Source organism: Variovorax pasteuri (assembly GCF_051216435.1).
GTDB lineage: Bacteria > Pseudomonadota > Gammaproteobacteria > Burkholderiales > Burkholderiaceae_C > Variovorax.
In genome coordinates this window covers 995,921-1,021,603 of the sequence record NZ_JBPJZS010000002.1, presented here as the reverse complement: position 1 = coordinate 1,021,603, position 25,683 = coordinate 995,921, and the positions used below count along the sequence as shown (strand labels likewise).

At 70.8% G+C, this 25,683-nt stretch carries 5 protein-coding genes; 4 read left to right on the top strand and 1 reads right to left on the bottom strand.

The window, feature by feature from the left end:
- The first annotated feature begins 5 nt into the window (after window positions 1-5).
- The 4 genes from ACSFBM_RS11855 to ACSFBM_RS11840 are packed head-to-tail and all read left to right on the top strand — an operon-like array spanning window position 6 to window position 23,106.
- Window positions 6-6,527 carry an amino acid adenylation domain-containing protein gene (locus ACSFBM_RS11855; protein ID WP_435484517.1) on the top strand — a complete coding sequence of 2,174 codons (6,522 nt, stop codon included), beginning with the start codon at window positions 6-8 and terminating at the stop codon, window positions 6,525-6,527.
- Window positions 6,527-15,556 carry an amino acid adenylation domain-containing protein gene (locus ACSFBM_RS11850; protein WP_435484516.1) on the top strand — a complete coding sequence of 3,010 codons (9,030 nt, stop codon included), beginning with the start codon at window positions 6,527-6,529 and terminating at the stop codon, window positions 15,554-15,556. The genes ACSFBM_RS11855 and ACSFBM_RS11850 overlap by 1 nt, the downstream gene beginning before the upstream one ends.
- A 13-nt stretch (window positions 15,557-15,569) precedes the next feature.
- Entirely contained in the window at window positions 15,570-18,920 is a 3,351-nt protein-coding gene (locus ACSFBM_RS11845; RefSeq protein ID WP_435484515.1) for a non-ribosomal peptide synthetase, read from the top strand.
- Between the two features lie 58 nt (window positions 18,921-18,978).
- Window positions 18,979-23,106 carry an amino acid adenylation domain-containing protein gene (locus tag ACSFBM_RS11840; RefSeq protein WP_435484514.1) on the top strand — a complete coding sequence of 1,376 codons (4,128 nt, stop codon included), beginning with the start codon at window positions 18,979-18,981 and terminating at the stop codon, window positions 23,104-23,106.
- Between the two features lie 41 nt (window positions 23,107-23,147).
- On the opposite strand, the gene ACSFBM_RS11835 is transcribed toward ACSFBM_RS11840, so the two are convergent.
- A complete protein-coding gene (locus tag ACSFBM_RS11835; protein ID WP_435484513.1) occupies window positions 23,148-25,529 on the bottom strand; it encodes a TonB-dependent siderophore receptor in 2,382 nt (793 codons plus the stop codon).
- Between the last annotated feature and the right edge of the window lie 154 nt (window positions 25,530-25,683).

Below are 25,683 nucleotides of genomic sequence, written 5' to 3'. Positions count from 1 at the left end.
CCCCCATGCCCGACATCCAGGATCTCTCCGCACGCCGTGCCAACCTCAGCGCGGAACAGCGCGCCCGCCTGCAGCAGCGGCTGCGCGGCGCGGGCACCGGCGCGCGCCAGGCCGGGAGCGCGATCTCCCCGCGCCCCGAGCGCGACCGCGACCGCGCGCCGCTGTCCTTCGCGCAGCGCCGCCAGTGGTTCCTGTGGAAGCTGGACCCGGCGCGCACGGCCTACCACCTGAGCGGCGGGCTGGTGCTGACCGGCCCGCTCGACACCAAAGCGCTGCGCGCGAGCCTGCAGGCGCTGGTGGACCGCCACGAGTCGCTGCGCACCGTCTTTCGCGAGGAAGGCGACGGCGGGGCGGTGCAAATCATCCAGCAGGGCCTGACCGTCGAGCTGCCCCGCATCGACCTGAGCGCGCTGGACACCGCGGCACGCGAACAGGGTGTGCGCGCCGAGGTGCGGCGCATTCGCACCGAGCCCTTCGACCTCACGCGCGGCCCGCTGATGCGCGCGGTGCTGCTGAGGACCGGCGAGCAGACGCACCAGCTGCTGGTGGTGATGCACCACATCGTGTCCGACGGATGGTCGGTGCAGCTCTCGCTCGACGAACTCGCCGCGCAGTACGCCGCGCGCGTGCAAGGCCGGTCCCCGGCACTGGCGGCGCTGCCGGTCCAGTACGCCGACTACGCCGTGTGGCAGAACCAGTGGCTGGACGGCGGCGAGGGCGAACGCCAGCTGGCCTGGTGGCGCGACCACCTGGGCACGGAGCAGCCGGTGATCTCGCTGCACACCGACCGGCCGCGCAATGCCGACGGGCGCTATGGTTCGGCGCGCATCACCGCCGCCTTGCCGGCAGACACCGTTGCGCGGCTGCGCCAGCAGGCCCGGGGACAAGGCGCCACGCTGTTCATGGCGTTGCTCGCGGGCTTCAATGCGCTGCTGTTCCGGCACACCGGGCAGACCGATGCGCGCGTGGGGGTGCCCATTGCCAACCGCAACCGCGCGGAGACGGCGGGCGTGGTGGGCTTCTTCGTCAACACGCAGGTGCTGCGTTCGCGGATGGGGGCGCGCACCACGCTGGCCGAGCTGCTCGTGCAGACACGCGACACCGCCATCGGCGCGCAGACCCACCAGGACCTGCCGTTCGAACAGTTGGTCGGCGCGCTGCGGCCCGAACGCAGCCTGAGCGCGAACCCGCTGTTCCAGGTGATGTTCAACCACGTGCGGCGCGACCACCGCTCGCTGGCCGGCTGGCCGGGCGTGTCGGTGGAGCGGCTGGACTTCGAGGAGGAAGACGCGCAGTTCGAGTTGACCCTTCAGACGCTGGAGTTCGAGGATGGGCGGATCGAGGTCACCTTCTTGTATGCGGCGGAGCTGTTCGACAGGGAGACGATCGAGCGGATGGCGGGGCACTACCTGGCGGTGCTGGGGGCGTTGGCTGTAGAGCCAGAGGTGGCGGTCGGCGACGTGGTGTTGATGGGGGCTGCGGAGCGTGAGCAGCTGGCGGCATGGGGCGAGAACCATCGCCGCCACGAGGGCGCGCAGCCCGTGCATCGGCAGATCGAGGCGCATGCGAAGTTGCAGCCTTCTGCACCTGCGCTGGTCTTCGGTGACGAGGCGCTGAGCTATGCGGAACTCAATGCGCGGGCGAACCGGCTGGCGCATCGCCTGGTTGCCTTGGGCGTAGGCCCCGATGTGCTGGTCGGTATCTGCGTGGAACGCTCCACCGAGATGATGGTGGGCATCCTTGCGGTGCTGAAGGCCGGTGGGGCCTACGTTCCGCTCGATCCCGACTACCCGGCGGACCGCCTCTCCTACATGGTCGAAGACAGCGGCATCTCGCTGCTGTTGACCCAGAGCGGCTTGCGCTCGTTGATTCCCGGTGCCGAAGCGCTTGAAGTGCTGGAACTCGACACGCTCGATACGTCGTCCGAGCCGGATGCCAATCCGCAGGTCAACCTGCACGGCGAACACCTCGCCTACGTCATCTACACCTCGGGCTCCACAGGCCGTCCCAAGGGCGCGGCCATCAGGCACCAAGCGCTGTTCAGCTGCATGGCCTGGATGCAGGAGTTCTACACGCTGGAAGGCGCCGACACCGTCCTGCATAAGGCGCCCTTCGGCTTCGACGTATCGGTGTGGGAGATGTTCTGGCCGCTGACTTCCGGTGCAAGGCTGGTCATTGCCAACCCAGGAGATCACCGCGACCCGGCTCGCCTGGTCGAACTGATCCAGAAGCACCAGATCACGACGCTGAACTTCGTGCCGTCGATGCTGCAAGCCTTCCTGGCCTACGAAGGCATCGAAGCGACGACCAGGCTCAAGCACATCATCTGCGGCGGAGAGGCGATGCCTGCAGCCACGCAGAAGGAGGCGCTTCAACGCCTGAGCGGCGCGACCTTGCAGAACCTGTACGGTCCGACGGAAACCACGATCCACGTGACGCAGTGGACGTGCCGAGATGACGGCAGCACCCAGGTGCCGATCGGCCGGCCGATCAGCGACACACAAGCGTATGTCCTCGACGAGAGCCTGAACGAAGTGCCGGCAGGCGTGGCTGGCGAGCTGTACCTGGGCGGCATCAACCTCGCACGGGGCTACCTGAAGCGGGCGGGGCTGACTGCCGAGCGGTTCGTCGCGACCGCCAACGGACAGCGCCTGTACCGAACGGGTGACCTCGTGCGCTGGAACAACGCGGGCCAGCTGGAGTACCTGGGCCGCATCGACCACCAGGTGAAGGTGCGGGGCTTTCGCATCGAGCTGGGCGAGATCGAAGCGCAGTTGCAGGCGCAACCGGAAGTGCGTGAAGCAGTCGTCGTAGCGAGCGAAGGCCCATCTGGGGCAAGGCTCGTGGCCTACGTCTCGGGCAACGACATCGACACGGCAACGCTCAGGGAACGCCTCGCCGAGACGCTACCGGACTACATGGTCCCCAGCGTGATCATGGTGCTCGACGCATTGCCGCTCAACGCCAACGGCAAGGTAGACCGCAAGGCGCTGCCAGCGCCGGAGTTCACCAGCGACCGAGCGTACGAAGCCCCCGAGGGCGAAGTCGAGCAAGCGCTTGCGACGATCTGGGCCGAAGTCCTGGGCGTGCCCCGCGTGGGCCGCACCGACAATTTCTTCGAGCTCGGCGGCGACTCCATCCTCAGCCTCAAGGTCACCGCGCGCGCGGCTCGGGCCGGCGTGCACCTGACGCCTCGCCAGATGTTCGAACACCAGAGCGTGGCGCGCATCGCGCATGCGCTCCAGGCCGGCCGCCCCGCGGAAACGCAGGCGATTCCCGTGCTGGATGCGGCGCAGCGCGCCGGCAGACTGGCCTTGTCGCACGCACAGATGCGCCAGTGGTTCCTGTGGCAGCTCGATCCGTCGAGCACCGCGTACCACATCAGCGGCGCGCTGAAGCTCGTGGGCCGGCTCGATGCAGCGGCCGTGCGTGCGAGCTTCGACGCGCTGGTGCAGCGCCACGCGTCGCTGCGCACCGTGTTCCGCGCCGACGCGCAGGGCCTGGCCGAGCAGGTCGTCCAGGAAGCCGGCCCGCTCGAACTGGCAACGGTCGACCTTGCCGCGTGGCGCACCGAGGCCGAACGCGAAGTGCGCAGCCGCGAAGAGGCGCTGCGCCTGAGCCACACGCCTTTCGACCTGGCCGCAGGCCCGCTGCTGCGCGTCGGGCTGATCCGCCTCGCAACGGACGAACACCTGCTCGTCGTGGTGATGCACCACATCGTGTCCGACGGCTGGTCGATGCAGGTGCTCGTCGACGAATTCGTGGCGCACTACCGCGCCCATGTGCAGGGCGCCGCGGTCGTGCTGCCGCCGTTGCCGATCCAGTACACCGACTACGCCGCGTGGCAGCGCGACTGGCTCGAAGCCGGCGAACGCGACCGCCAGCTGGCGTACTGGACCCACCACATCGGCACCGGGCAGCCCGTGCTGCAGCTGCCCACCGACCACGCCAGAAAAGCCGACGGCCGCTACAGCGCCGCGCGGCACGGCTTCGAACTGCCGGGCGATCTGGTGCAGCGTCTGCAACGGCGCTTGCAGGGCCAGGGCGCGACGCTGTTCATGGGTCTGCTGGCCGGCTTCCAGGTGCTGCTGAGCCGCTACACCGGCGAGCCCGACATTCGCGTGGGCGTGCCCGTGGCCAACCGCCACCGTGCCGAGACCGAAGGGGTCATCGGCTTCTTCGTCAACACGCAGGTGCTGCGCAACGTGCTCGACGGGCGCGAGAGCCTGGCGCGCGTGCTGGCCCGCGCGAAAGACGCGGCCTTGGGCGCGCAGGCGCACCAGGACCTGCCGTTCGAGCAGCTGGTCGAAGCGTTGCAGCCCGAGCGCAGCCTGGGCGCCAGCCCGCTGTTCCAGGTCATGTTCAATCACCAGCGGGGCGGCCTGAAGGCACTGCACCGGCTGCCCGGGCTCACGCTGACCGAATGCGACCTGGACGCGCAGGCGGCGCAGTTCGAGCTGACGCTGGAGACCAGCGAAGGCGACGACGGCCGCGTGACGGCGAGCCTGCGCTACGCGGCGGAGCTGTTCGCGCCGCAAACCATCGCGCGCATGGCGGGCCACTACCTCGCGGTGCTGGCGGCGTTGGCCGACTGCCCCGCGCAGGCGGTGGGCGACGTGGTGCTGCTGGCACACGCCGAGCGCGCCCAGCTCGCTGCGTGGGGCGCACCCGTGCAAGCAGCCGGAGCGGCCGGAGCGACCGCGGCGGCCGGAACGGCGCAACCCATCCACCGGCTGATCGAACGCCAGGCGCAGGCGCGCCCCGATGCGGTGGCGCTGGTCTTCGGCGCGCAGACGCTGGGCTACGGCGAACTCAATGCGCAGGCCAACCGCCTTGCACACCGGTTGATCGCCCTGGGTGTGAGGCCCGAGACCCGGGTGGGCCTCGCGGTGGAGCGTTCGCTCGAGATGGTGGTGGGCATCCTGGCCATCCTGAAGGCCGGCGGCGCCTACGTGCCGCTGGACCCGGACTACCCCGCGGACCGCCTGGCCTTCATGGTGGCCGACAGCGGCATCGCACTGCTGCTCACGCAGGCCCACCTGCAGGCGCCCGCCATCGGCGCGCTTCAGGTGCTGTCGCTGGACACGCTCGACCTGTCCGCCGAGCCCGTCGCCAACCCCGAGGTCGGGCTGCACGCCGACAGCCTCGCCTACGTCATCTACACCTCCGGCTCCACGGGCCGGCCCAAGGGCGCGCAGCTTTGCCATCGCAACGTGAGCCGCCTGCTCGGCGCCACCGACGCGTGGTTCGGCTTCGGCCCCGACGACGTCTGGACGCTGTTCCACTCCTACGCCTTCGACTTTTCCGTGTGGGAAATCTTCGGGGCGCTGTGCACCGGCGGCAAGCTGGTGATCGTGCCGTTCTGGGTCAGCCGCTCGCCGGAGGATTTCCTGCAGCTGCTGCGCACGCAGCGCGTGACCGTGCTCAACCAGACGCCTTCGGCCTTCGGGCAACTGGCTGGCTTGCCGCAGTCGCACGAAGGCGGCCTGGCGCTTCGCGCGGTGATCTTCGGCGGCGAGGCGCTGGACCCGCAACGCCTGCGCGGCTGGATCGAGCGCCACGGCGACGACAGCCCCCGGCTGTTCAACATGTACGGCATCACCGAGACCACGGTGCACGTGACCTTCAGGCGCATCACCGCCGCCGACCTGGTGCAGGCGCGCAGCCCCGTGGGCATCGCGATTCCCGACCTGGGGCTGCGGGTGCTCGACGGGCAGCTCAACCCGATGCCGCTGGGCATCGCGGGCGAGCTGTACGTGTCGGGCGCCGGGCTGGCGCGCGGCTACCTGAACCGCGCAGGCCTGACGGCCGAGCGCTTCATCGCGGCGGAAGACGGCGCTCGCCTGTACCGCACCGGCGACCTGGTGAAGTGGAACCAGGAGGGCCAGCTGGAGTATCTGGGGCGCATCGACCACCAGGTGAAGGTGCGGGGCTTTCGCATCGAGCTGGGGGACATCGAGGCCGCCCTGCTGGCGCAGCCGGAGGTTCGCGAGGCGGTGGCACTCGCCAGCGAGGGCCCGGGGGGCACGCGGCTGGTGGGTTACGTGACCGCGCAGGGGGGCCGGGCGATCGACGCGGCCGCGCTGCGCGAGCGCCTGGGCGAGCTGTTGCCCGAGCACATGGTCCCGGCGGTGCTGGTGGTGCTGGGCGCGCTGCCGCTGACCCCGAACGGCAAGGTCGACCGCAAGGCGCTGCCGGCGCCGGAGTTTTTGCCCGGCAACGCGTACGAAGCGCCCAGGGGGGAGACCGAAGAACAGCTGGCCGCCGTCTGGGCCGAGGTGCTGGGCGTGGCGCGCGTGGGCCGCGACGACAACTTCTTCGAGCTGGGCGGGCATTCGCTGCTCTCCACGCGGCTGGTGGCGCGCCTGCATGCGGCCATGCCGGGCGGGCTCACGGTGCGCGACGTCTTCCAGTACCCGACCCTGGCCGCCATGGCCGAGCGGATGGCCGCGGCCCTTCGGGACAGTCCCGCGGCCCAGGCCCTTTCAGAAATCGATTCGCTGCTGGACAGCATGGAGACCGCCTGATGGAAACCGCAGCAACCCGTCGCATCGCCGAGCGTTTTTCGCGCCTGTCGAGCGAGCAGCGCCGCGTGGTGTACGAGGGCATCCGTTCCCGGGGCCTGACGCTCGGGCAGTTCCCCATCCTGCCGCGCGAGGACGCGGCACGGCACCGCTGCCCCGTGTCCTACGCGCAGCTGCGCCAGTGGTTCCTGTGGCAGCTCGATCCGCAGAGCACGGCCTACCACATCAGCGATGCGCTCAAGCTCACGGGGCCGCTGGATGCGGACGCGGTGCACGCGAGCTTCAAGGCCTTGGTGGCACGCCACGAATCGCTGCGCACGGTGTTTCGCGCCGATGCCGACGGACTCGCCGAGCAGCTGATTCGCGACAGCGGCGAGCTCGACTTCACGCTGCTGGACCTGGGCGATGCGGATGCCGGCGCGCGCGAGGCCATGGCCCGGGACGCGGCGCGGCGCATCTGCCACACGCCCTTCGACCTGACGCAAGGGCCGCTGATGAGGGTGGCGCTGGTTCGGCTGGCGCCTGAAACGCACCTGCTGGTGCTGGTGATGCACCACATCGTGTCCGACGGCGGCTCGCTGCAGATCGTCGTGGACGAGTTCGTGGCGCAGTACCGCGCCTGCGTGCGGCACGAAGCGGTGGCGTTGCAGGCCATGCCGGTCCAGTACGCCGACTACGCGGTGTGGCAGCGGCATTGGCTGGAAGCCGGCGAGCAGGAACGCCAGCTGGCCTACTGGAAGGCGCAGCTCGGCGACGCGCAGCCGGTGCTGCAGCTGCCGCTGGACCGCGCCCGAAGGCCCGATGCCCGTTACGGCGCGGCCAGCCATCGGGTCGAACTGCCGGCGCTGCTGGTGGACGGCCTGCAGAAGCGGGCCCGCAGCCAGGGGGGCACGGTGTTCATGGTGCTGCTGGCCGGCTTCCAGGTGCTGCTCGGGCGCTGCAGCGGCCAGGAAGACATTCGCGTGGGCGTGCCGATTGCGAACCGCCACCGCATGGAAACCGAGGGCGTCGTCGGCTTCTTCGTCAACACGCAGGTGCTGCGCGCGGCGGTGGACAGCCGCAGCAGCCTGCTGCAGGTGCTGGCGCGCACGCAGGAGGCGGCACTGGGCGCGCAGATGCACCAGGACCTGCCGTTCGAGCAACTGGTCGAGGCCCTGCAGCCCGAGCGCATTCCGGGCGTGCAGCCGCTGTTCCAGGTGCTGTTCAATCACCAGCGCGCGGACTTCTCGGCCCTGGAAGGGCTGCCGGGGCTGGCGCTGGCGCCGTGGGACCTGGGCACCCAGGCCGCGCAGTTCGAGCTGATGCTGGTCACCGACGAAAGCCCCGACGGTCGGCTGCATGCGAAGTTCAGCTATGCGCCGGAGCTGTTCGATGCCTCGACCATCGAGCGCATGGCGGGCCACTACCTGGCGGTGCTGCAGGCCCTGGCGCAGCGCCCCGAGCAGACCGTGGGCGAGGTGGCGCTGCTGAGCGAGGCCGAAAGCGCGCAGCTGGTGGCCTGGGGCGCGAATGCGCAAGGCTTCGACCAGTCGACGCCGGTGCACCGCCTGATCGAGCGGCAGGCCGCGGCGCATCCCGACGCCACGGCGCTGGCACTCGGCGACCAGACGATGAGCTACGGCGAACTCAACGCCAGGGCCAACCGCCTCGCCCACCACCTGGTCGGCCTGGGCGTGAAGGCGGAGACCCGGGTGGGCATCGCGGTGGAACGCTCCATGGAGATGGTGGTGGGCCTGCTGGGCATCCTGAAGGCCGGCGGCGCCTATGTGCCGCTGGACCCCGCGTACCCGCCCGAGCGGCTCGCCTACATGGTGCGCGACAGCGGTGTGGCGCTGCTGCTGACGCAAAGCCACCTGCAGTCGCTGGTGCCGGGTGCCGGGGCGCTGCGCGTGCTGGCGCTGGACACGCTGGACCTGCACGCGCAGCCGCAGGGCAACCCGCAGGTCGCGGTGCACGGCCAGAACCTTGCCTACGTGATCTACACCTCGGGCTCCACCGGCAGGCCCAAGGGCGCGCAGATGTGCCACGGCAACGTGACGCGGCTGCTGGACGCGACCGACGCCTGGTTCGGGTTCGGGCCGCAAGACACCTGGACCCTGTTCCATTCCTATGCCTTCGATTTCTCCGTCTGGGAGATCTTCGGGGCGCTGTGTACCGGCGGTACGCTGGTCATCGTGCCGTTCTGGGTCAGCCGCTCGCCGGAGGACTTCCTGCAACTGCTGCGGGCGCGCAAGGTGACGGTGCTCAACCAGACGCCGTCGGCGTTCGGGCAGTTGACCAGCCTGCCGCAGGCCTGGCGGGACGGCGGGGACGGCAGGGACGGTGAGGACGAGCAGGACCGCCTGTCGCTGCGCGTGGTGATCTTCGGCGGCGAGGCGCTGGACCCGCAGCGGCTGCGCCAGTGGATCGCGCACCACGGCGACGACAGCCCGCAGCTGGTCAACATGTACGGCATCACCGAGACGACGGTGCACGTGACCTACCGCCGGATCACCGCGGCGGACCTGGACCGGCAGCGCAGCCCGGTCGGCCTGGCGATTCCGGACCTCGGGCTGCGGGTGCTCGATGCGCAGCTGAACCTGGTGCCGGTGGGCGTGCCCGGCGAGCTGCACGTGTCGGGTGCCGGCCTTGCGCGCGGCTACCTGCACAGGGCCGGCCTGACGTCGGAGCGCTTCGTGGCGGCGGCGAACGGAGAGCGGCTGTACCGCACGGGCGACCTGGTGCGCTGGGACGCCGAGGGGCAACTGGCGTACCTGGGGCGCATCGACCACCAGGTGAAAGTGCGGGGCTTTCGCATCGAGCTGGGAGAGATCGAGGCGCAACTGCTGGCGCAGCCCGAGGTGCGGGAGGCCGTGGTGGTGGCCGACGAAGGCCCCGCCGGCACGCGCCTGGCGGGCTATGTGTCGGCGCAGGCGGGCCAGGTGGCCGACGCTGCGCAGCTGAAGTTGCGGCTGGGCGAGGCCTTGCCCGACTACATGGTTCCCGCCGTGGTCATGGTGCTCGACGCGTTGCCGTTGAACGCGAACGGAAAGGTCAACCGGCAGGCGCTGCCGGCGGCGGCGTTCACGAGCGAGCGGGCGTACGAGGCGCCCGTGGGCGAGCACGAGCAGAAGCTCGCGGCCATCTGGGCCGACGTGCTCGGCGTGGAACGCGTGGGCCGCGAAGACGACTTCTTCGAGCTGGGCGGCCATTCGCTGCTGGCGCTGCGGCTGCTGGAGCGCATGCGCGCCCAGGGCCTGGCCGCGCAGGTGCGCACGCTGTTCCAGCAGCCCCGGCTCGGCGCCTTCGCGCAGGCGTTGGCGCAGGCGCCGGCGCGCGCCGAGGTGGTCGTTCCGGCCAACGGCATTTCGGCGCAGTGCCGGGCCATCGAGCCGCGGATGCTGACGCTGGTGGCGCTGGACGCGCCGCAGATCGCGCGCATCGAGGCGGCCGTGCCGGGCGGGGCCGCCAACATCCAGGACATCTACCCCCTGGTGCCCATGCAGGAGGGCATGCTCTTCCATCACCGCCTGCATGCCGAGGCGGATGCCTACGTCACGCTGAACAGCCTGAGCTTCGACAGCCGCGAAGGGCTGCTGCGCTTCGTCGCCAGCTTCAACGAGGTGATCGCGCGCCACGACATCCTGCGAACCGCCGTCATGTGGGAAGAACTCCCCGAGCCGGTGCAGGTGGTGCATCGCCAGGCCGCGCTCGAGCTCCAGTGGCTCGCCGATGCCGCGCCGGCCGGCGTGCGCATCGACGTGCGCAAGGCGCCGATGCTCGCGGCCGTCGCGGCCCATGACGCGCTGAACGCCCGCTGGCTGCTCCAGCTGTCCAGCCATCACCTGGTGGTGGACCACACCACGCTGGAACTGGTGGTCGAGGAAATCGCGCTGATCCAGCAAGGGCGGCGGGCCGAACTGTCGGCGCCCGTGCCGTTCCGGCGCTTCGTCGGCCAGGCCCGTCTGGACGGCGGCCAGGCCGGGCACCAGGCCTTCTTCAGCCAGATGCTGGCCGACGTGGAAGAGCCGACGGCACCCTTCGGCCTGCTCGACGTGCAGGGCGACGGCACCCGGGTGCGGGAGGCCTCGGTGGTGCTGGACACCGGGCTCGCGGCGCAGGTCAGGCACCAGGCGCAGGCGCACGGCGTGAGCGCCGCCGCGCTGTTCCACACGGCCTGGGCGATGGTGCTGGGCAAGACCGCGGGCCGGGACGATGTGGTGTTCGGCACCGTGCTGTTCGGCCGCATGCAGGGCGGTGCGAATGTGGACCGCGCGCTGGGCATGTTCATCAACACGCTGCCCGTGCGCATCCGGCTGGGAACGCAAGGCGTGCAGGCCTGCGTTCGACACACGCATGCGGCGCTGATCGAGCTGATGCACCACGAATACGCCAGCCTGTCGCTGGCGCAGCGCTGCAGCGGACTGCCGCAGCGCATGCCGCTGTTCACGGCGCTGCTGAACTACCGCTACGGCGCGCGGCAGGGCAAGCCGGCCAAGGCCGTCGAAGCGGCCCAGCCGTGGCAGGGCATGCAGATCCTGGGCAGCAGGGAGCGCACCAACTATCCGGTCGAGATGGCGGTGGACGACCTGGGCGAGGGCTTTGCGCTGGCCGCGCAGATTCACGAATCGGTGGACGCCGGGCGCGTGTGCGGCTTGATGATCGCCGCCGTCGATGCCGTCGTGCAGGCCCTGGCGCAGCAGCCCGAGCGGCGGGTCTGCGAACTCGAGCTGATGTCCGGCGACGAGCAGCGCCAGCTCGCCGCATGGGGCGAAAACACGGTGCGATACGACGGCGACCTGCCGGTGCACCGGCTGATCGAGCGCCAGGTTGCGCGCCATCCGCAGGCGGTCGCGCTGGTCTTCGGCGACCAGGCCCTGAGCTACGCGGAACTCAACGCACGGGCCAATCGCCTGGCCCATTGCCTGATCGCGCTGGGCGTGAAGCCGGAGACCAGGGTAGGCATCGCGCTCGAGCGTTCCATCGACATGGTGGTGGGCGTGCTGGCGGTCCTGAAGGCCGGCGGTGCCTATGTGCCGCTGGACCCGGAACACCCGGCGGACCGGCTGGCCCACATGGTGGCCGAGAGCGGCATCGGGTGGCTGCTCACGCAGAGCCACCTGGGTGCCCTGTGGCCGCGCGCCGGGGCGCTTCGGGTGCTGGCGCTGGACACGCTGGACACCGGCGGCTGCGCCGATGCCAACCCGCAGGTCGCGCTGGACGGCGAGAACCTGGCCTACGTCATCTATACCTCCGGCTCCACCGGCAAGCCGAAGGGCGTGATGGTGCGGCACCGGTCGCTCAGCCACTTCATGCGCAGCATGAAGGACGCGCCGGGCATGGCACCGGACGACGTGCTGGTGGCGGTCACCTCGCTGTCGTTCGACATCGCGGCCCTGGAGCTGTACCTGCCGCTGCTGAGCGGCGCGCGCATCGTGCTGGCGTCGAGGGATGCCGTGCGAAGCGGCGGCGCGCTCGGCGAGCTCCTGCATGCCTGCGGTGCCACGGTGCTGCAGTCGACGCCCGCGGGCTGGCGGCTCTTGCGGGCCACCGGATGGAACGGCAGCCGGCGCGCGAAGTTCAAGGGCCTGTGCGGCGGAGAAGCGCTGCAGCAGGACCTGGCCGACGATCTGCTGGCGCTCGGTGTCGAGCTGTGGAACATGTACGGTCCCACCGAAACGACGATCTGGTCCACGGCCGCGCGGGTTCGCGGCACGCCGCGCATCGGCGGGCCGATCGCGGCCACGACGCTCCATGTGCTGGACGGGTTCCTGAACCCGGCGCCCGTGGGCGTGCCGGGCGAACTGTTCCTGGGCGGCATCGGCCTGGCGCGCGGCTACTTCCAGCGCGCGGCCCTGACGTCGGAGCGCTTCGTGGCGGCGGCGAACGGAGAGCGGCTGTACCGCACGGGCGACCTGGTGCGCTGGGACGCCGAGGGGCAACTGGCGTACCTGGGGCGCATCGACCACCAGGTGAAGGTGCGGGGCTTTCGCATCGAGCTGGGAGAGATCGAGGCGCAGCTGCTGGCACAGCCCGAGGTGCGGGAGGCCGTGGTGGTGGCGCGCGAAAGTGCGGATGGTGCGGGCGGCACCGGCGGTGCGTCGCTGGTCGGCTACATCGCCTTGCAGGCCGGGCAGGCGATGGACACCGCCGTGCTGCGAACGCGGCTCGCGGCGGCGTTGCCCGACTACATGGTTCCGGCCGCCGTCGTCGTGCTCGAGCGCCTGCCCCTGAACGGCAACGGCAAGGTCGATCGCAAGGCACTGCGCGCGGTGGAGTTCGCGAGCGAGCGGGCCTACGAGGCGCCCGCCGACGCGGTGGAAGCGCAGCTGGCCGCCCTCTGGGCCCAGGTGCTGGGCGTGGCGCGCGTGGGGCGGCACGACAATTTCTTCGAGCTCGGCGGGCATTCGCTGCTGGCTGCGCAACTGGCGTCGAGGGCCCGCGTCGAAGGCGGCTTCGAGCTGCCGCTGCGCCGGATCTTCGAGCACCCGGTGCTGCTCGATCTTGCAGGCGTGGCCCGGCAGGCGATGCACGAGGCCCCGCCGGCCGGCCAGGAGCCGGTGCTGCAACCGATCGGCCGCGTGGCCGAGATGAAGCTTTCCCCTGCGCAACAGCGCCTGTGGCTGGTGAACCGGCTGGCCGATGCATCGGCGGGCCAGCACGCGGCCTACAACATCTCCGCGGCGCTGCGTCTGTCGGGCGCGCTCGACGTCGATCTGGTCCGGGCCACGCTCGATGCGCTCGTGCAGCGGCACGAAGTGCTGCGCACCTGGTTCCCCGAGAACGACGACGGCGATCCCGTGGCGCGCATCGCGCCGGGCGGTGGCCTTGTCGTTCCACTGACGGACCTCTCGCACCTCGCGGGCGAACGCCAGGCCAGCGCGATGCACGACGCGCTCGCCGCGCACGCGGGCACCGCCTTCGACCTGGGCGCCCGCCCGGCCTTCGCGGCCGCCGTGCTGCGGCTGCAGCCCGAGGTGCATGTGCTGCTGCTGTGCGTGCACCACATCGTGTTCGACGGCTGGTCGGAAGCCGTCTTCGTGCAGGACTTCATGGCCTTGTACGCGGCGCTGCGGGCCGGGCGGGATTCGCCGCTCGCGCCCCTTGCAATCCAGTACGCGGACTACGCCGACTGGCATCACCGCAAGATCGCGCAGCGCTTTGCGCGCGATGCCGCGTTCTGGCGCGGCTACCTGCAAGGCGCCCCCGCCGTGTCCACGCTGGGCCCGGACCGCGCGCGCCCCCGCGTGGCGTCGACGGCGGGCGACACGGTCGGCGTCGACGTGGGGCACGCGCTCGCGCAGGCCTTGCACGGCCTGGCCAGGGCGCAGAAGACCTCGCTGTACGTGGTGCTGCTGTCGACCTTCCTGCTGATGCTGCACCGGCAGGCGGCCACCGACGACCTGGTGGTCGGCACCGACGTTGCCGGGCGCGACCACCCGGCGCTCGAGGACCTGATCGGTTTCTTCGTCGGCGTCGTGCCGCTGCGCTCCCGGCTCGCGCCCGCGCTGGCGTTCGTGCAGTGGCTCGCGAAGGTCAAGGAGAGCACGCTGTCGGCCTTCGAGCACCAGGACGTGCCGTTCGAGCAGATCGTCGAGCTGGCCGGCGTGCCCCGCACCCGCGAACACAGCCCGCTGGTGCAGGTGCTGTTCGTCATGCAGAACACGCCCGAAGGGCGCTTCGAGATCCCGGGCGTCGTTGTCGAGCCCATCCCGAAACCCGTGACCACCTCGAAGTTCGATCTCGCGGTCTTCGTGAGCGAGAGCGCGCGCGGCCTGCGCGCCGAGTGGACCTTTGCCTCCGGCCTGTACCGGCGCGAAACCATCGAGCGCGCATCGCTCGCGTGGCGCGACCTGCTGCAGCAGGTGGTCGCCGCCCCCGAGGGGCTGCTGGCGCATTTCGTCATTCAAGCCAACCCGGAAACAAAAACCATGTCATCCAGTTCGCCCGCGCTGGGCAAGTTGCACAAGCTCAAGAAATTCGCGGAGAAGGAGCGCGGGGCCCCGGCGGCGCCGCGCTCGCCCGTGCGCACCTCCTTCCTTTCGGCGCAGCGGACGTTCCCGCTGGTCATCGAGGCCGCGAGCAGCGACATCGACGCGGTGGCGTGGGCCCGGGAGCAGCGCGACTCCATCGAGGCCAGCCTGTGCACGCATGGCGGCATCCTGCTGCGCAACTTCGGCCTGCGCACGCCGCAGGAGTTCGAGGCCTTCGCGGAAGTGATCGAGCCCGAGCTCTACGGCGGCTACGGCGACCTGCCGAAGAAGGAGGGCGGGCGCAATACCTACCGCTCGACGCCGTACCCCGAGCGCCAGATGATCCTGTTTCACAACGAGAGTTCGCACCTCGAGCGCTGGCCGCGCAAGCAGTGGTTCTACTGCGAGCAGCCTTCGCCCGTGGGGGGCGCCACGCCCATCGTCGATTGCCGGGAGATGCTGCGCCACCTGCCGCCCGACATCGTGGCCGAGTTCGAGCGCAAGGAACTGCTGTACGTGCGCACCTTCATGCCCCGGCTGGACGTGAGCTGGCAGGACTTCTTCAAGACCGACAGCAAGGCGCAGGTCGAGCACCGCCTCGCGCTGGCCGGCACCGCCTGGCGCTGGCTGGACGACGAGACGCTGCAGACGCGCACCCGCTGTCCCGCGGTGATCACGCACCCGGTCACGGGCGAGCGCGTGTTCTTCAACCAGGTCCAGCTGCACCACGCGAGCTGCCTGGAAGCGGATGCGCGCGAAGACCTGCTGGCCGTGGCCGGCGGCCTGGACCGGCTGCCGCGCCACGTGACCTATGGCGACGGCACGCCGATCGACGACCAGACCATGGCCGTCGTCGGCCGTGCGTATGAAGCCTGCGCCGTGCGCTTCGACTGGCGCCAGGGCGACGTGGTGATGCTCGACAACATGCTCGCGGCGCACGCGCGCGACCCGTACGAGGGGCCGCGCAAGATCGTGGTGGCGATGGGCGCGATGTGCGACCGCGCCACGCTCGCGCGAGCTGCCGGCGCGGGGGGCAACTTGCCCGCCGCCGCAGGGCAGCCCGTGGTGTCGGAGGGCTGAAGCGATGGCTGCGATGTTCGAGACCCCGGCTTTCCTTGCCTCTTCTTCCTCCTTGCCGCTCAGCCCGGAGCAGCGTGCCGCCTGGGCCCAGCACGGGGAGCACGCCGCGACCGGCGCGCCCAGGCTCGTGCTGCTGGCCGATCTTGAAGGCGAGCTCGATGCGGCGCGCCTGGAGGCCGCGGTGCAATCGGTCGTGCGGACCCATGGCGCCTTGCACGCGGCGGTGTTGCAGGTTCCCGGCTTCCGCGGCCTGCGGCAACAGGCGCGCGATGCGGCGGCGCCGCCGCCGCACTGGCACAGGGTCGACCTTCGCGATGGCACCGACAGGGCCGACAGGGCCGACAGGGCCGACAGGGCCGACAGCGCCGACAGCGCCGACAGCGCCGACAGCGCGGCCGCGCTGGCCGACTGGACCGCCGGCTGCACCCAGGCGCCGCTGGACGTTGCAAGCGGCGCGCTGCTGCGCGTCGGCCTCGCCCGGATCGGCGAAACGCGGCACAAGCTGCTGTTGGTGGCCAGCGTGTTCGCCGCGGACAAGGGCAGCCTGCAGTGCCTGCTGGACCAGGTGGCCACGGCCTACCTGACGGGGCAGGCCGTCGATGCGGACGAGGTCTTTCAGTACGCGCAGTTCGTCGAATGGCGCCAGGACCTCGACGGCGCCGAAGAAGCGGCCGAAGGGCGCGCCTACTGGCGTGCGTGCATCGAGCGTGCCGACGTGCTGCAGGCGCCACGGCTGAACACCCGCATGGACGGCGAGCGCGAGGCCGCGCCGTCGGGCGTGCGCAATTGCATCAGCCACGCGCTGCCTCTGGACGCAACGCTTGCTGCCCGCGCGCAGGAAGTGGCCGGGCAGAACGGCTGCGACACGGCGCTGCTGATGCAGGCCGTGTGGTGGCTGCTGCTGGCGCGGTTGACGGGCCACCGGCCGTTCGTTGCCGGCTGGCAGAACGATTGCCGGCGCAACTACGAGGTGATGCAGGGCGCCGTGGGTGTGTTCGAGAAGATCCTGCCGATGGTCGTGGACATCGCGCCCGAGGAGCGGTTTTCGCACTGGCTCGCGCGCCTGGGCGCAACGCTCGAGGCGCACACCGAGGCGCAGGAGTACTGGGCGATCGATGCGCCGCCGATGTCCGCGCACCTCGACGTGGGGTTCACGTTCGACGAGGCGCCGGTGCGGCTGCAAGGCGGCATGGCGTGGCGCGTGGAGGCCGCGCCCGGGCCGTCGCCTTGCTTCGAGCTGGCGCTGCAGGTCGGGCAGGCCGGACAGCTCGGACAGCTCGGACGGGGGCTCTCCCTGCGCGTGCATGCCGATGCGGCGCGCCACTCGCCGCAATCGCTGGAGCGGCTGCTGTGGCAGTACGCCGCCTTGCTGGCGAGTGCCTTGGCGCAGCCGCATGCGCCGGTCGGCGGTCTCGTGCTGGTCGGCGAGCGCGAGCGCGAACTGCTGCTGCGCGCGGCCCATGGCGCGGTGGCCGACTTCGGAACCCGCACGCTGGCCGAGCAGGTCGCCGGCTGGGCACGCACGACGCCGGACGCGCCCGCGCTGGAGGCCGGCGACCTGCGGCTGAGCTACCGGGAATTCGATGCGCGGATCGACCGCATGGCGCACGGCCTGCGGGCCCGCGGGGCCGTGGCCGGCACGCTGGTGGCGCTCGACCTTGCGCGCTCGGCCGACCTGCTGGTGGCGATGTTCGCGAGTTGGCGCATCGGAGCGGGCTACCTGCCGCTGGACCCCGAGTGGCCCGCCGCCCGCCGCCAGGCCGTGCTGGAAGATGCCAGGCCGTCGCTCGTGCTCCATGCCGCCGGGCCGCTGCCGGCCGGCCCCGTGCCGTGGCGAGAGGTTTCGCTGGATGCCATGGACGACCAGGACCTCGACGGCGCGCCCGGCAGCGTGCCGGCACACCGGCCCGCGATGCAGGACCTGGCCTATGTGCTCTACACCTCGGGCTCGACCGGCACGCCCAAGGGCGTGGTGATCGAGCAGGGCCAGCTGCTCAACTACGTGGCCGCGGTGTCGTCGGCCATGGACCTGGGCCGGTGCCGCCGCTGGGCGCTCACCAGCTCGGTCGTCGCGGACCTGGGCAACACGGCGCTCTTCAGCGCGTTCCACAACGGCGCCTGCCTCGTCGTGGCAGGACCGGGCGACGTGAAGGACGCGCACGCTTTCGCGGGCTTCATGCGCGAGCGCCGCATCGACGCACTCAAGATCGTGCCCTCCCACCTGGAGGCCCTGCTGGAGGACGAGGCGCCGCAGCTGCCCGCCACGCTGGTGCTGGGCGGCGAGGCCGCACCGCGCTCGCTCATCGAGCGCATCGCCCGGCTTGCACCGAAGACCGTGGTCTACAACCACTACGGCCCCACGGAAACGACGGTGGGCGTGATGGTGCACCGGGTGTCCGCCGGCGGGGCGGCCGTGTCCGCGCTGTCGGGCCCGGCTTCGGTGTTGCCGCTGTCGCGCGTGCTGGCGAACAACCGCGTCCACGTGCTGGACGAGGCCTTGCAACCGGTGCCGGCCGGCGCGCTCGGGGTGGTGTACGTCGGCGGCGCGCAGCTGTGCCGCGGCTACCTGAACCGGGAGGTGGAGGGCGCCTTCGTGCCCGATCCGTTCCTGCCCGGGCAAAGGCTCTACCGCACGGGCGACCTGGCGTGCGTGCTGCCCGAGGGGGGCCTGCGCCTGGCGGGACGCGCCGACGACCAGGTCAAGGTGCGGGGCTTTCGCGTGGAGCCGGCCGAGGTGGAGGCGGTGTTGCTGTCGCAGCCCGGCGTGCGGCAGGCCGCGGTTCTGGTTCTGGCGCCGGCCGGCGGCGGTGCCGACGCCGAGCTCCGGGCCTTCGTCGTGGCCGATGCGGCGCTCGCGTCCGAGGCCGGACGTGCGGCGCTGACGGGGCAGCTGGCCGCGCTGCTGCCGGCGCACATGGTGCCCGCGCGTTGCACCTTCGTCGCGGAGTTCGCGCGGCTGCCGAACGGAAAGATCGACCGGCAGTCGTTGCTGGCCGCGGCAAGCGCCGACGAGCGGGGCGCGGGCATGGCGGGCACGGTGGCCACGGCGGTGACGGCGCCGCCGCGTGACGCCCTTGAATCGGTGCTGGCCGGGTGCATGGCCACGCTGGTCGGGCGCGACGCCATCGGCGTGGAAGACGACTTCTTCGAACTGGGCGGGCACTCGCTGCTGGTGATCAAGCTGGTGGCGCGCCTGCGCAAGCTGCTGCGCGTCGATGTGGCGCCGGGGCTGGTGTTCGACCATCCCTCGGTCGCCTCGCTGGCGGCGGCGCTTCGGGCGATGGAGGGCGCGGACGCCGAGCGAATGGAAACGAGTGCGCGCGCGCACGAAGAGGCCCGGCGCCAGGATGCGCCCGGCGCATGAGCGGCGGGTTGCACATGCACATGCACAGGATCGGTTCGACATGCAGGATGGAACAGCGATGAACGGCACCCACGCGGCGCAGCGGATTTCGGCAATCAACGACGGGGCGCGCAGCGAAGTGTGGGAGGTCGACGACGGCATCCGGCTCCGGGTTTCCGACGGCGACGAGGTGCCCTTGTCTCCCGCGCAGGAGCAGCTCTGGGTCCTGCAGCGCCTGGCGCCGGGGCTGACGGCCTACAACCTGCCGCGCAGGTTCAGCCTGCACGGCCCGCTGGACGCGGATGCGCTGGAGCGTGCGTTCCAGGCCCTGATCGATCGCCACGGCATCCTGCGCACCCGCTTCTTCGAGAAGGACGGCGTGCCCATGCAGCAGATGCTGCGCAACGCGGCATTCGTGCTGCAGCGCGTCGACCTGTCCGGGCAGGCCGAGGCCGGGCGGCAGGCGCGCGCCGACGCGCTCGCGGGCGAGACGGCGCTGCATGTGTTCGACCTGGAGGCCGCCCCCGCGCTGGTGGCGCGCCTGATCAGGTTGTCCGACGACAGGCATGTGCTGGCGGTCTGCCTGCACCACATCGTGTCGGACGCCTGGTCCAACCCCCTTCTGTCGGCGGACCTCGCGTCGGCCTACCGGCTGGCATCGGCGTCGGGCGCGGCCGTGCGGCTGCCGGCCTTGCCGGTGCAGTACGCCGACTACGCGCTGTGGCAGCGCGAGCGCCTGCAGGGGGATGGCCTGGCCACGCAACTGACCTACTGGAACGCCCACCTGGGCGCCGACGTGCCGCCGCTGGAGCTGCCGCTCGATGGCACACGTGCGTCGCGGCAGACCTTCAGCGGCGCCGTGCATCGCTTTGCGCTGGAGCCCGCGCTGGCGGCGGCGCTGCAGAAGTTCTGCCGCGCCGAGAAGTGCACGCCCTTCATGGTCCTGCTCGCGACCTGGCAGATGCTGCTGGGCCGGTACAGCGGGCAGAACGACTTTGCGGTCGGCGTGGCCAATGCCGGGCGGCATCGGGAGGAGGTGCGCGACCTGGTCGGGTACTTCATCACGACGCAGGTGTTCAGGGCGCGCCTGGCGCCGCGCGCCACGTTGCGCGACATCTGCCGCGGGGTGCGGCGCGATGCGCTCGGCGCACTGGCGCATGCGGACCTTCCGCTGCAGACGCTGCTGGCCAGCCGCCACGAGAAGCGCGATGCGTCGCGCAACCCGCTGTTCCAGGTGATGTTCGGCGTGCAGATGAGCGACAGCGCGGCCGACCTCGCGTTCGGCGAGGCGCGCACGCAGCAGATCGGCGCGGACAACGCGAGCGCCAAGTTCGACCTGTCGCTGGATTTCTTCATCGAGCCGACGAAGGCCCACGCGCAGATCGAATACAACACCGACCTGTTCGGCGAGGCCAGCGTGGCACGGCTGGCGGGCTGGTACGTGCGCCTGCTCGGCGCGTTGACGCTCGATCCGGACCAGGTCTTCTCGGACGTCGACCTGTCGAGCCCGGCCGAGCGCTCGCAGCTGTCGGCCTGGGGCGTGAACGCGCGGCGCCACGACGACGCGCAGCCCGTGCACCGCCTGTTCGAGCGCCATGCCGCGCAAAGGCCGCTGGCGCCCGCGCTGGTGTTCGGCGAGCGCACGCTGAGCTACGGCGAACTCAACGCGAGGGCCAACCGCCTGGCGCATCGCCTGATGGCGCTGGGCGTGAAGCCCGAGGCCAGGGTGGGCATCGCGGTGGAGCGCTCCATCGACATGATGGTGGGCATCCTCGCGATCCTGAAGGCGGGCGGCGCCTACGTGCCGCTGGACCCGGGCTATCCGGCGGACCGGCTGGCCCACATGGCCGAGGACAGCGCCATCGCGCTGCTGCTGACGCAGTCGAGCGTGGCGGCGCGCCTGCCCTTCGGCCGGGCGCTGGCGGTGCTGGAACTGGACACGCCGGACTGCGACGCGCCGGAGCTCGACGCCTCGGGCCAGCCGGCCTGGCCCGCGCACGACCCGCAGGTCGCGCTGCATGGCGAGAGCCTGGCCTACCTGATCTACACATCGGGCTCCACCGGCAAGCCCAAGGGCGTCGGCATCGCGCACCGGGCGCTGGTGCAGCACGCGCAGGAGTCCGTGCGCTTCTTCGGCCTGACGCCGGCGGACCGCATGCTGCAGTTCTCGACGCTGAACTTCGACGGCTTCATCGAGCAGACCTTCGCGCCGCTCGTCGCGGGCGCCGCGATCGTGCTGCGCGGGCCGCTGCTGTGGGACAGCGACACCTTCTACCGCGAACTCATCGACAAGCAGATCAGCGTGGCCGACCTCACCACCGCCTACTGGCTGCTGCTCGCGCAGGATTTCGCGCGGCACGGCGTGCGCTCCTATGGCGCGCTGCGGCAGGTTCATGCGGGCGGCGAAGCCATGCCGAGCGAAGGGCTCCATGCCTGGCGCACGGCGGGCCTGGGCGGGGTCACGCTGCTCAACACCTACGGGCCGACCGAGGCCACGGTCACCGCGTCGGTGCTGGACTGCGCGCCGTACCTGGAGGCCGGCCACGAACTGCCGCAGCGCATGCCGATCGGCGTGCCGCTGGCCGGGCGCGCGCTGCGCGTGGTGGGCGCCGATTTCAGCCCCGTGCCCCAAGGCGCGGTGGGCGAGCTGTGCATCGGCGGCGCGCTGCTGGCGCGCGGGTACCTGGGGCGCCCGGAGCTGAGTGCGCAACGCTTCGTGGCGGACCCGTTCGACGACGCCGGCGGCCGGCTCTACCGCACGGGCGACCTGGTGCGATGGAACGCGCAGGGCCAGCTGGAGTACCTCGGGCGCATCGACCACCAGGTGAAGATCCGCGGTTTCCGGGTCGAACTCGGCGAGATCGAGGCCAGCCTGCTGGCGCAGCCCGGCGTGCGCGAGGCGGTGGTGGTGGCCGGCGAAGGCCCTTCGGGTGCGCGGCTGGTGGGCTATGTGTCGGGGCACGGCCTGGACACCGCGGCACTGCGCCTCCGGCTCGGCGAGCTGCTGCCCGACTACATGGTGCCCGCGGCGCTGGTGGCGCTGGCGGCCTTGCCGCTGAACGCGAACGGCAAGGTGGACCGCAAGGCGCTCCCGGCGCCGGAGTTCGGGGTGGCGCAGGCGCCCGACGAGCCGCCGCAGGAGGGCGCGCAGGGCGCATTGGAGGCCGCGCTGGCCGCCGTCTGGGCACAGGTGTTGCGCGTGCCGCGCGTGGGGCGCCACGACAACTTCTTCGAGCTGGGTGGCGATTCCCTCGTGGCGCTCAGGCTGCTGGCCAGAATCAACAAGTCGCGTGTGCTGAGCGTGCAGATTTCGCTGCAGGACCTGCTCGAGAAACAGACGATTGCCGGGCTGGTCGCGCAGCTGGACATCGGCGCGCCGCCGCAGCCCGTCCAGTTGCTCAACGCACATGCCGGGCCGGCGCAGGCGATGCCGCTCTTTTGCGTGCCGCCCGCGCTGCGCCATCCGATCGACTATCGGCCGATGGCACGCCACCTGGAAGGCACGCGCGCCGTCTACGGCCTGAGCTATACCGGTGACGTTGCCGCGCTGGACTCCATCGAGCAGATGGCGCGGTTCTACGTCGACGCCATCCGCAGGACGCGGCCGCAGGGCGCGGTCGGCATCGTCGGCTGGTCGCTGGGCGCGGTGGTCGCGGTGCATGTCGCCAGGCTGCTGGAGCAGGAGGGCGTCGATGTGGCCTTCCTCGGCATGATCGACAGCTTTCTTCTGGACGAGCGCTTCGATCCGCACGGCTGGTACCTCGACTTCCGGGATTTCGTGCGGGACACGGCCGACGCCCGCATGGGCCGCGAAGCCGTCGACGCGATGCTCGACCGCTTCGAGCCCATCCGCTCAGGCTCCGACGAGACCGTGCGCGACGCCGTCGAGCACATCGTGGCGGCGACCGGCATGGGCATGCGGCCGGCCGACATCGTCCAGGGGATCGTGGCCACCCGGCGCATGAACGCGATCACGCAGAAGATCGGCGCGTTTCCGCGCCTGAACGTGGCGCCGCATTTCTGGTGGAAGAAGGGAAGGGCCGCCGCGGAGAAGACCGCGCTGCTGTCGCAGTTCGAGGGCGAGGCGCGTGCCTCGCTCGAGGTGGACGCCGACCACCAGGGCATCGTGCGCAACCCTGCGCTGCTGGGCCAGCTGGATGCGGCCCTGTGCGATGCGCAGCTCAGGGACGCAACGGCCGCGGCTTGACGGTGGGCGCCGCATTCGTCATGCGGCGGGCTGCCGGCAGGTCAGAACTTGTACCGCGCCGTCAGGGTTGCCGAGCGGCGCGTGCCCTGGTAGCACTCGCCGTGGTAGCAGATCGCGTTGTACTTCTTGTCCGCCAGGTTGGAGACGTTGAGCGCGAAGCGCCACGGGCCGCGTTCGTAGTGCGCGGACGCATCGATGAGCGTCACGCCGCGTTCGAACGTGGTGTTCTGCTCGTCGTTCTGGCGCTTGCCGATGTAGCGCACGCCGCCGCCGAACCCCAGGCCGTTGCCCAGGGTGTAGTCGAGCCACACCGAGGCGGACTGCTTGGGCACCAGCGGCGGGATCTTGCCGACCTCGTCGGGGTCGAGGCTGGCGAGCACCTTCATGTCCAGCCAGGTGTAGGCGGCGGCAATGTTCAGGCCCGGCGCGATTTCGCCCTTGGCCTCCAGCTCGATGCCGCGCGAGCGCTGCTTGCCGGTCTGGCGTTCCTCGGAGGTCGCCGGGTCGGCGGTGACCACGTTGGTCTTGCGCAGGTCGAAGGCCGCGGCGGTGAACAGGGTGCGCGTGCCCACGGGCTGGAACTTGACACCCACCTCGACCTGCTTGCCGCGGCTGGGCTTGAAGGGTTCGCTGTTGACGTCCACACCGCTGTTGGGCAGGAAGGACGTGACATAGCTGACGTAGGGCGCCCAGCCGTTGCCCAGCAGGTAGGTCAGGCCCGCGCGGCCGCTGAACGCGCTGTCCGATTTGCGTGTGTGGGTGTAGTCCAGGTAGTTGTCGGTGATCTGGCGCACGTGGTCCTGGCGCCCGCCGAGGGTGACGACCCAGTTCTCGCCGAACTTGATCTGGTCCTGGGCATAGAAGCCGGTCTGGCGCGTCGACTGGGACAGGTTGCTCAGCGGCTCGGTGGGCAGCGTCACGGCCTGGCCGTAGACGGGGGCGAACAGGTCGAGGTCGGGGGCCGCGCCGATGAAGCGGCGCTGCTTGCCCTTCTGGTCGCTGTAGTCGACACCCAGCAGCACCGTGTGCTCGACGGAGCCGTAGCGCAGCTTGCCCTGGACGTTGGTGTCGAGCGCGGCCAGGTCCACGGGGTCGTTCCAGGTCCTGGCGATGCGCGAGAGCGTGTGCTGGTCTTCGCCGAGGGAGTCGGCCCAGACCACGCGCCGGCTCAGGTCGATCTGGCTGTAGCGGAAGTTCTGGCGCAGGGTCCAGCTGTCGTTCAGTGCCGTTTCGAAGCGGTAGCCGACGGCGCTCGACGTCTGCTTGAGCTGGCCGAAGCTGTAGTCGCCCACCTTGATCGGGTAGAGACGGTAGTTCTGGGTGAGGTAGTAGGGGTCCTCACCCGTGTTGTTCCTGAGGAATTCGCCGAAGACGGTCAGCGAGGTGGTGGCATTGGGCTGCCAGCGCACGGAAGGCGCGATGTAGCTGCGCGTGTGGTTCAGCTTGCGGCCGTCGGGGTAGCGGTCCTGGTCGTTGCTGTCCAGGCTCACGCCGACCAGGCGATAGCTCAGGTCGGTGTTGTTGCCGATCTGGTCACCCAGGTCGAATGCCAGTTGCTTGCGCTGGAAGCTGCCGTACTGGAGCTCGAGTTCGCGGATGCGCTCGCCGTTGGCCAGCTTGCTCACGCGGTTGACGATGCCGCCCGCGTCGCCCTGGCCGAACACCATCGACGCCGGGCCGCGCAAGACCTCCACGCGTTCCAGCCCGTAGGGCTCGGTCAGGTAGTAGGTGGGGCCGAACGGCGGCTGGGCGAGGCCGTCCCTGAAGACGCCGTAGGTGGTGGAGAAGCCGCGCAGCAGGATGTACTCCCAGCCGCGGTTGTCGGGGCCGTACATGCCGGTGGTGACGCCCGGCGTGTAGCGAATGGCCTCCATGACGTCCTGCGCGCCGCGCGCGTCCATTTCCTCGCGGCCGATGACGGAGATCGACTGCGGCACCTCGAGCACCGGGGTGTCGGTCTTGGTGGCCGTGGCGGTGCGGCGCGCCGCATAGCCGGGGAAGGGGCCGGTCGGCGATTCGTCGGCGTTGGCCACCACCTGCACGGCGGGCAGCGTGTTCTGGGCGCCGGAAATGTCGGCGGCGCGGCGCACGGCGAAGCCGCCGTTGGCGGTGCGCGTGGCTTCGAGCGAGGAGCCGGCGAGCATCTGGCGCAGGGCCTGCTCCACCGTCAGCTTGCCTGCCACGGCGCGCGAGCTCGTTCCGGCGACCACGTCGCCCGCGGCGAACACCTGCACGCCGGTCTGGCGCGAAAACTCGTTCAGCGCGGCGCCCAGGGCCTGCGACGGCACTTGCACGTCGAACACCTGCGCCGCGGCCTGGCCGGACGCCTGCGCTGAAGCCGGGAGGGCCCAGACGGTGAGAACGGAACCGAACGCCGCGGCGAGCGCGGCGTTCAGCAGATGTTGACGAGGCAGGGGACGCATAGAAGAACAACTCCAGTTTTTCGAATGACGACGTATTCACATTCAGGTGCGGATGCCGGCCCGGTTTTCGGTCCTGGTCCGGTCGCTGGCGCATCTATGAGTAAGACGTTCGAACTCATCAAACAGAGACACCCCCTCGCCCAACTTTTTTCAA

What these genes read in the sequence shown, in the direction of transcription:
- ACSFBM_RS11855 (WP_435484517.1), top strand. Translation starts at nt 6, where the DNA reads ATGCCCGACATCCAGGATCTCTCCGCACGCCGTGCCAACCTCAGCGCG.
- ACSFBM_RS11835 (WP_435484513.1), bottom strand. Translation starts at nt 25,529, where the DNA reads ATGCGTCCCCTGCCTCGTCAACATCTGCTGAACGCCGCGCTCGCCGCG.
- ACSFBM_RS11850 (WP_435484516.1), top strand. Translation starts at nt 6,527, where the DNA reads ATGGAAACCGCAGCAACCCGTCGCATCGCCGAGCGTTTTTCGCGCCTG.
- ACSFBM_RS11845 (WP_435484515.1), top strand. Translation starts at nt 15,570, where the DNA reads ATGTTCGAGACCCCGGCTTTCCTTGCCTCTTCTTCCTCCTTGCCGCTC.
- ACSFBM_RS11840 (WP_435484514.1), top strand. Translation starts at nt 18,979, where the DNA reads ATGAACGGCACCCACGCGGCGCAGCGGATTTCGGCAATCAACGACGGG.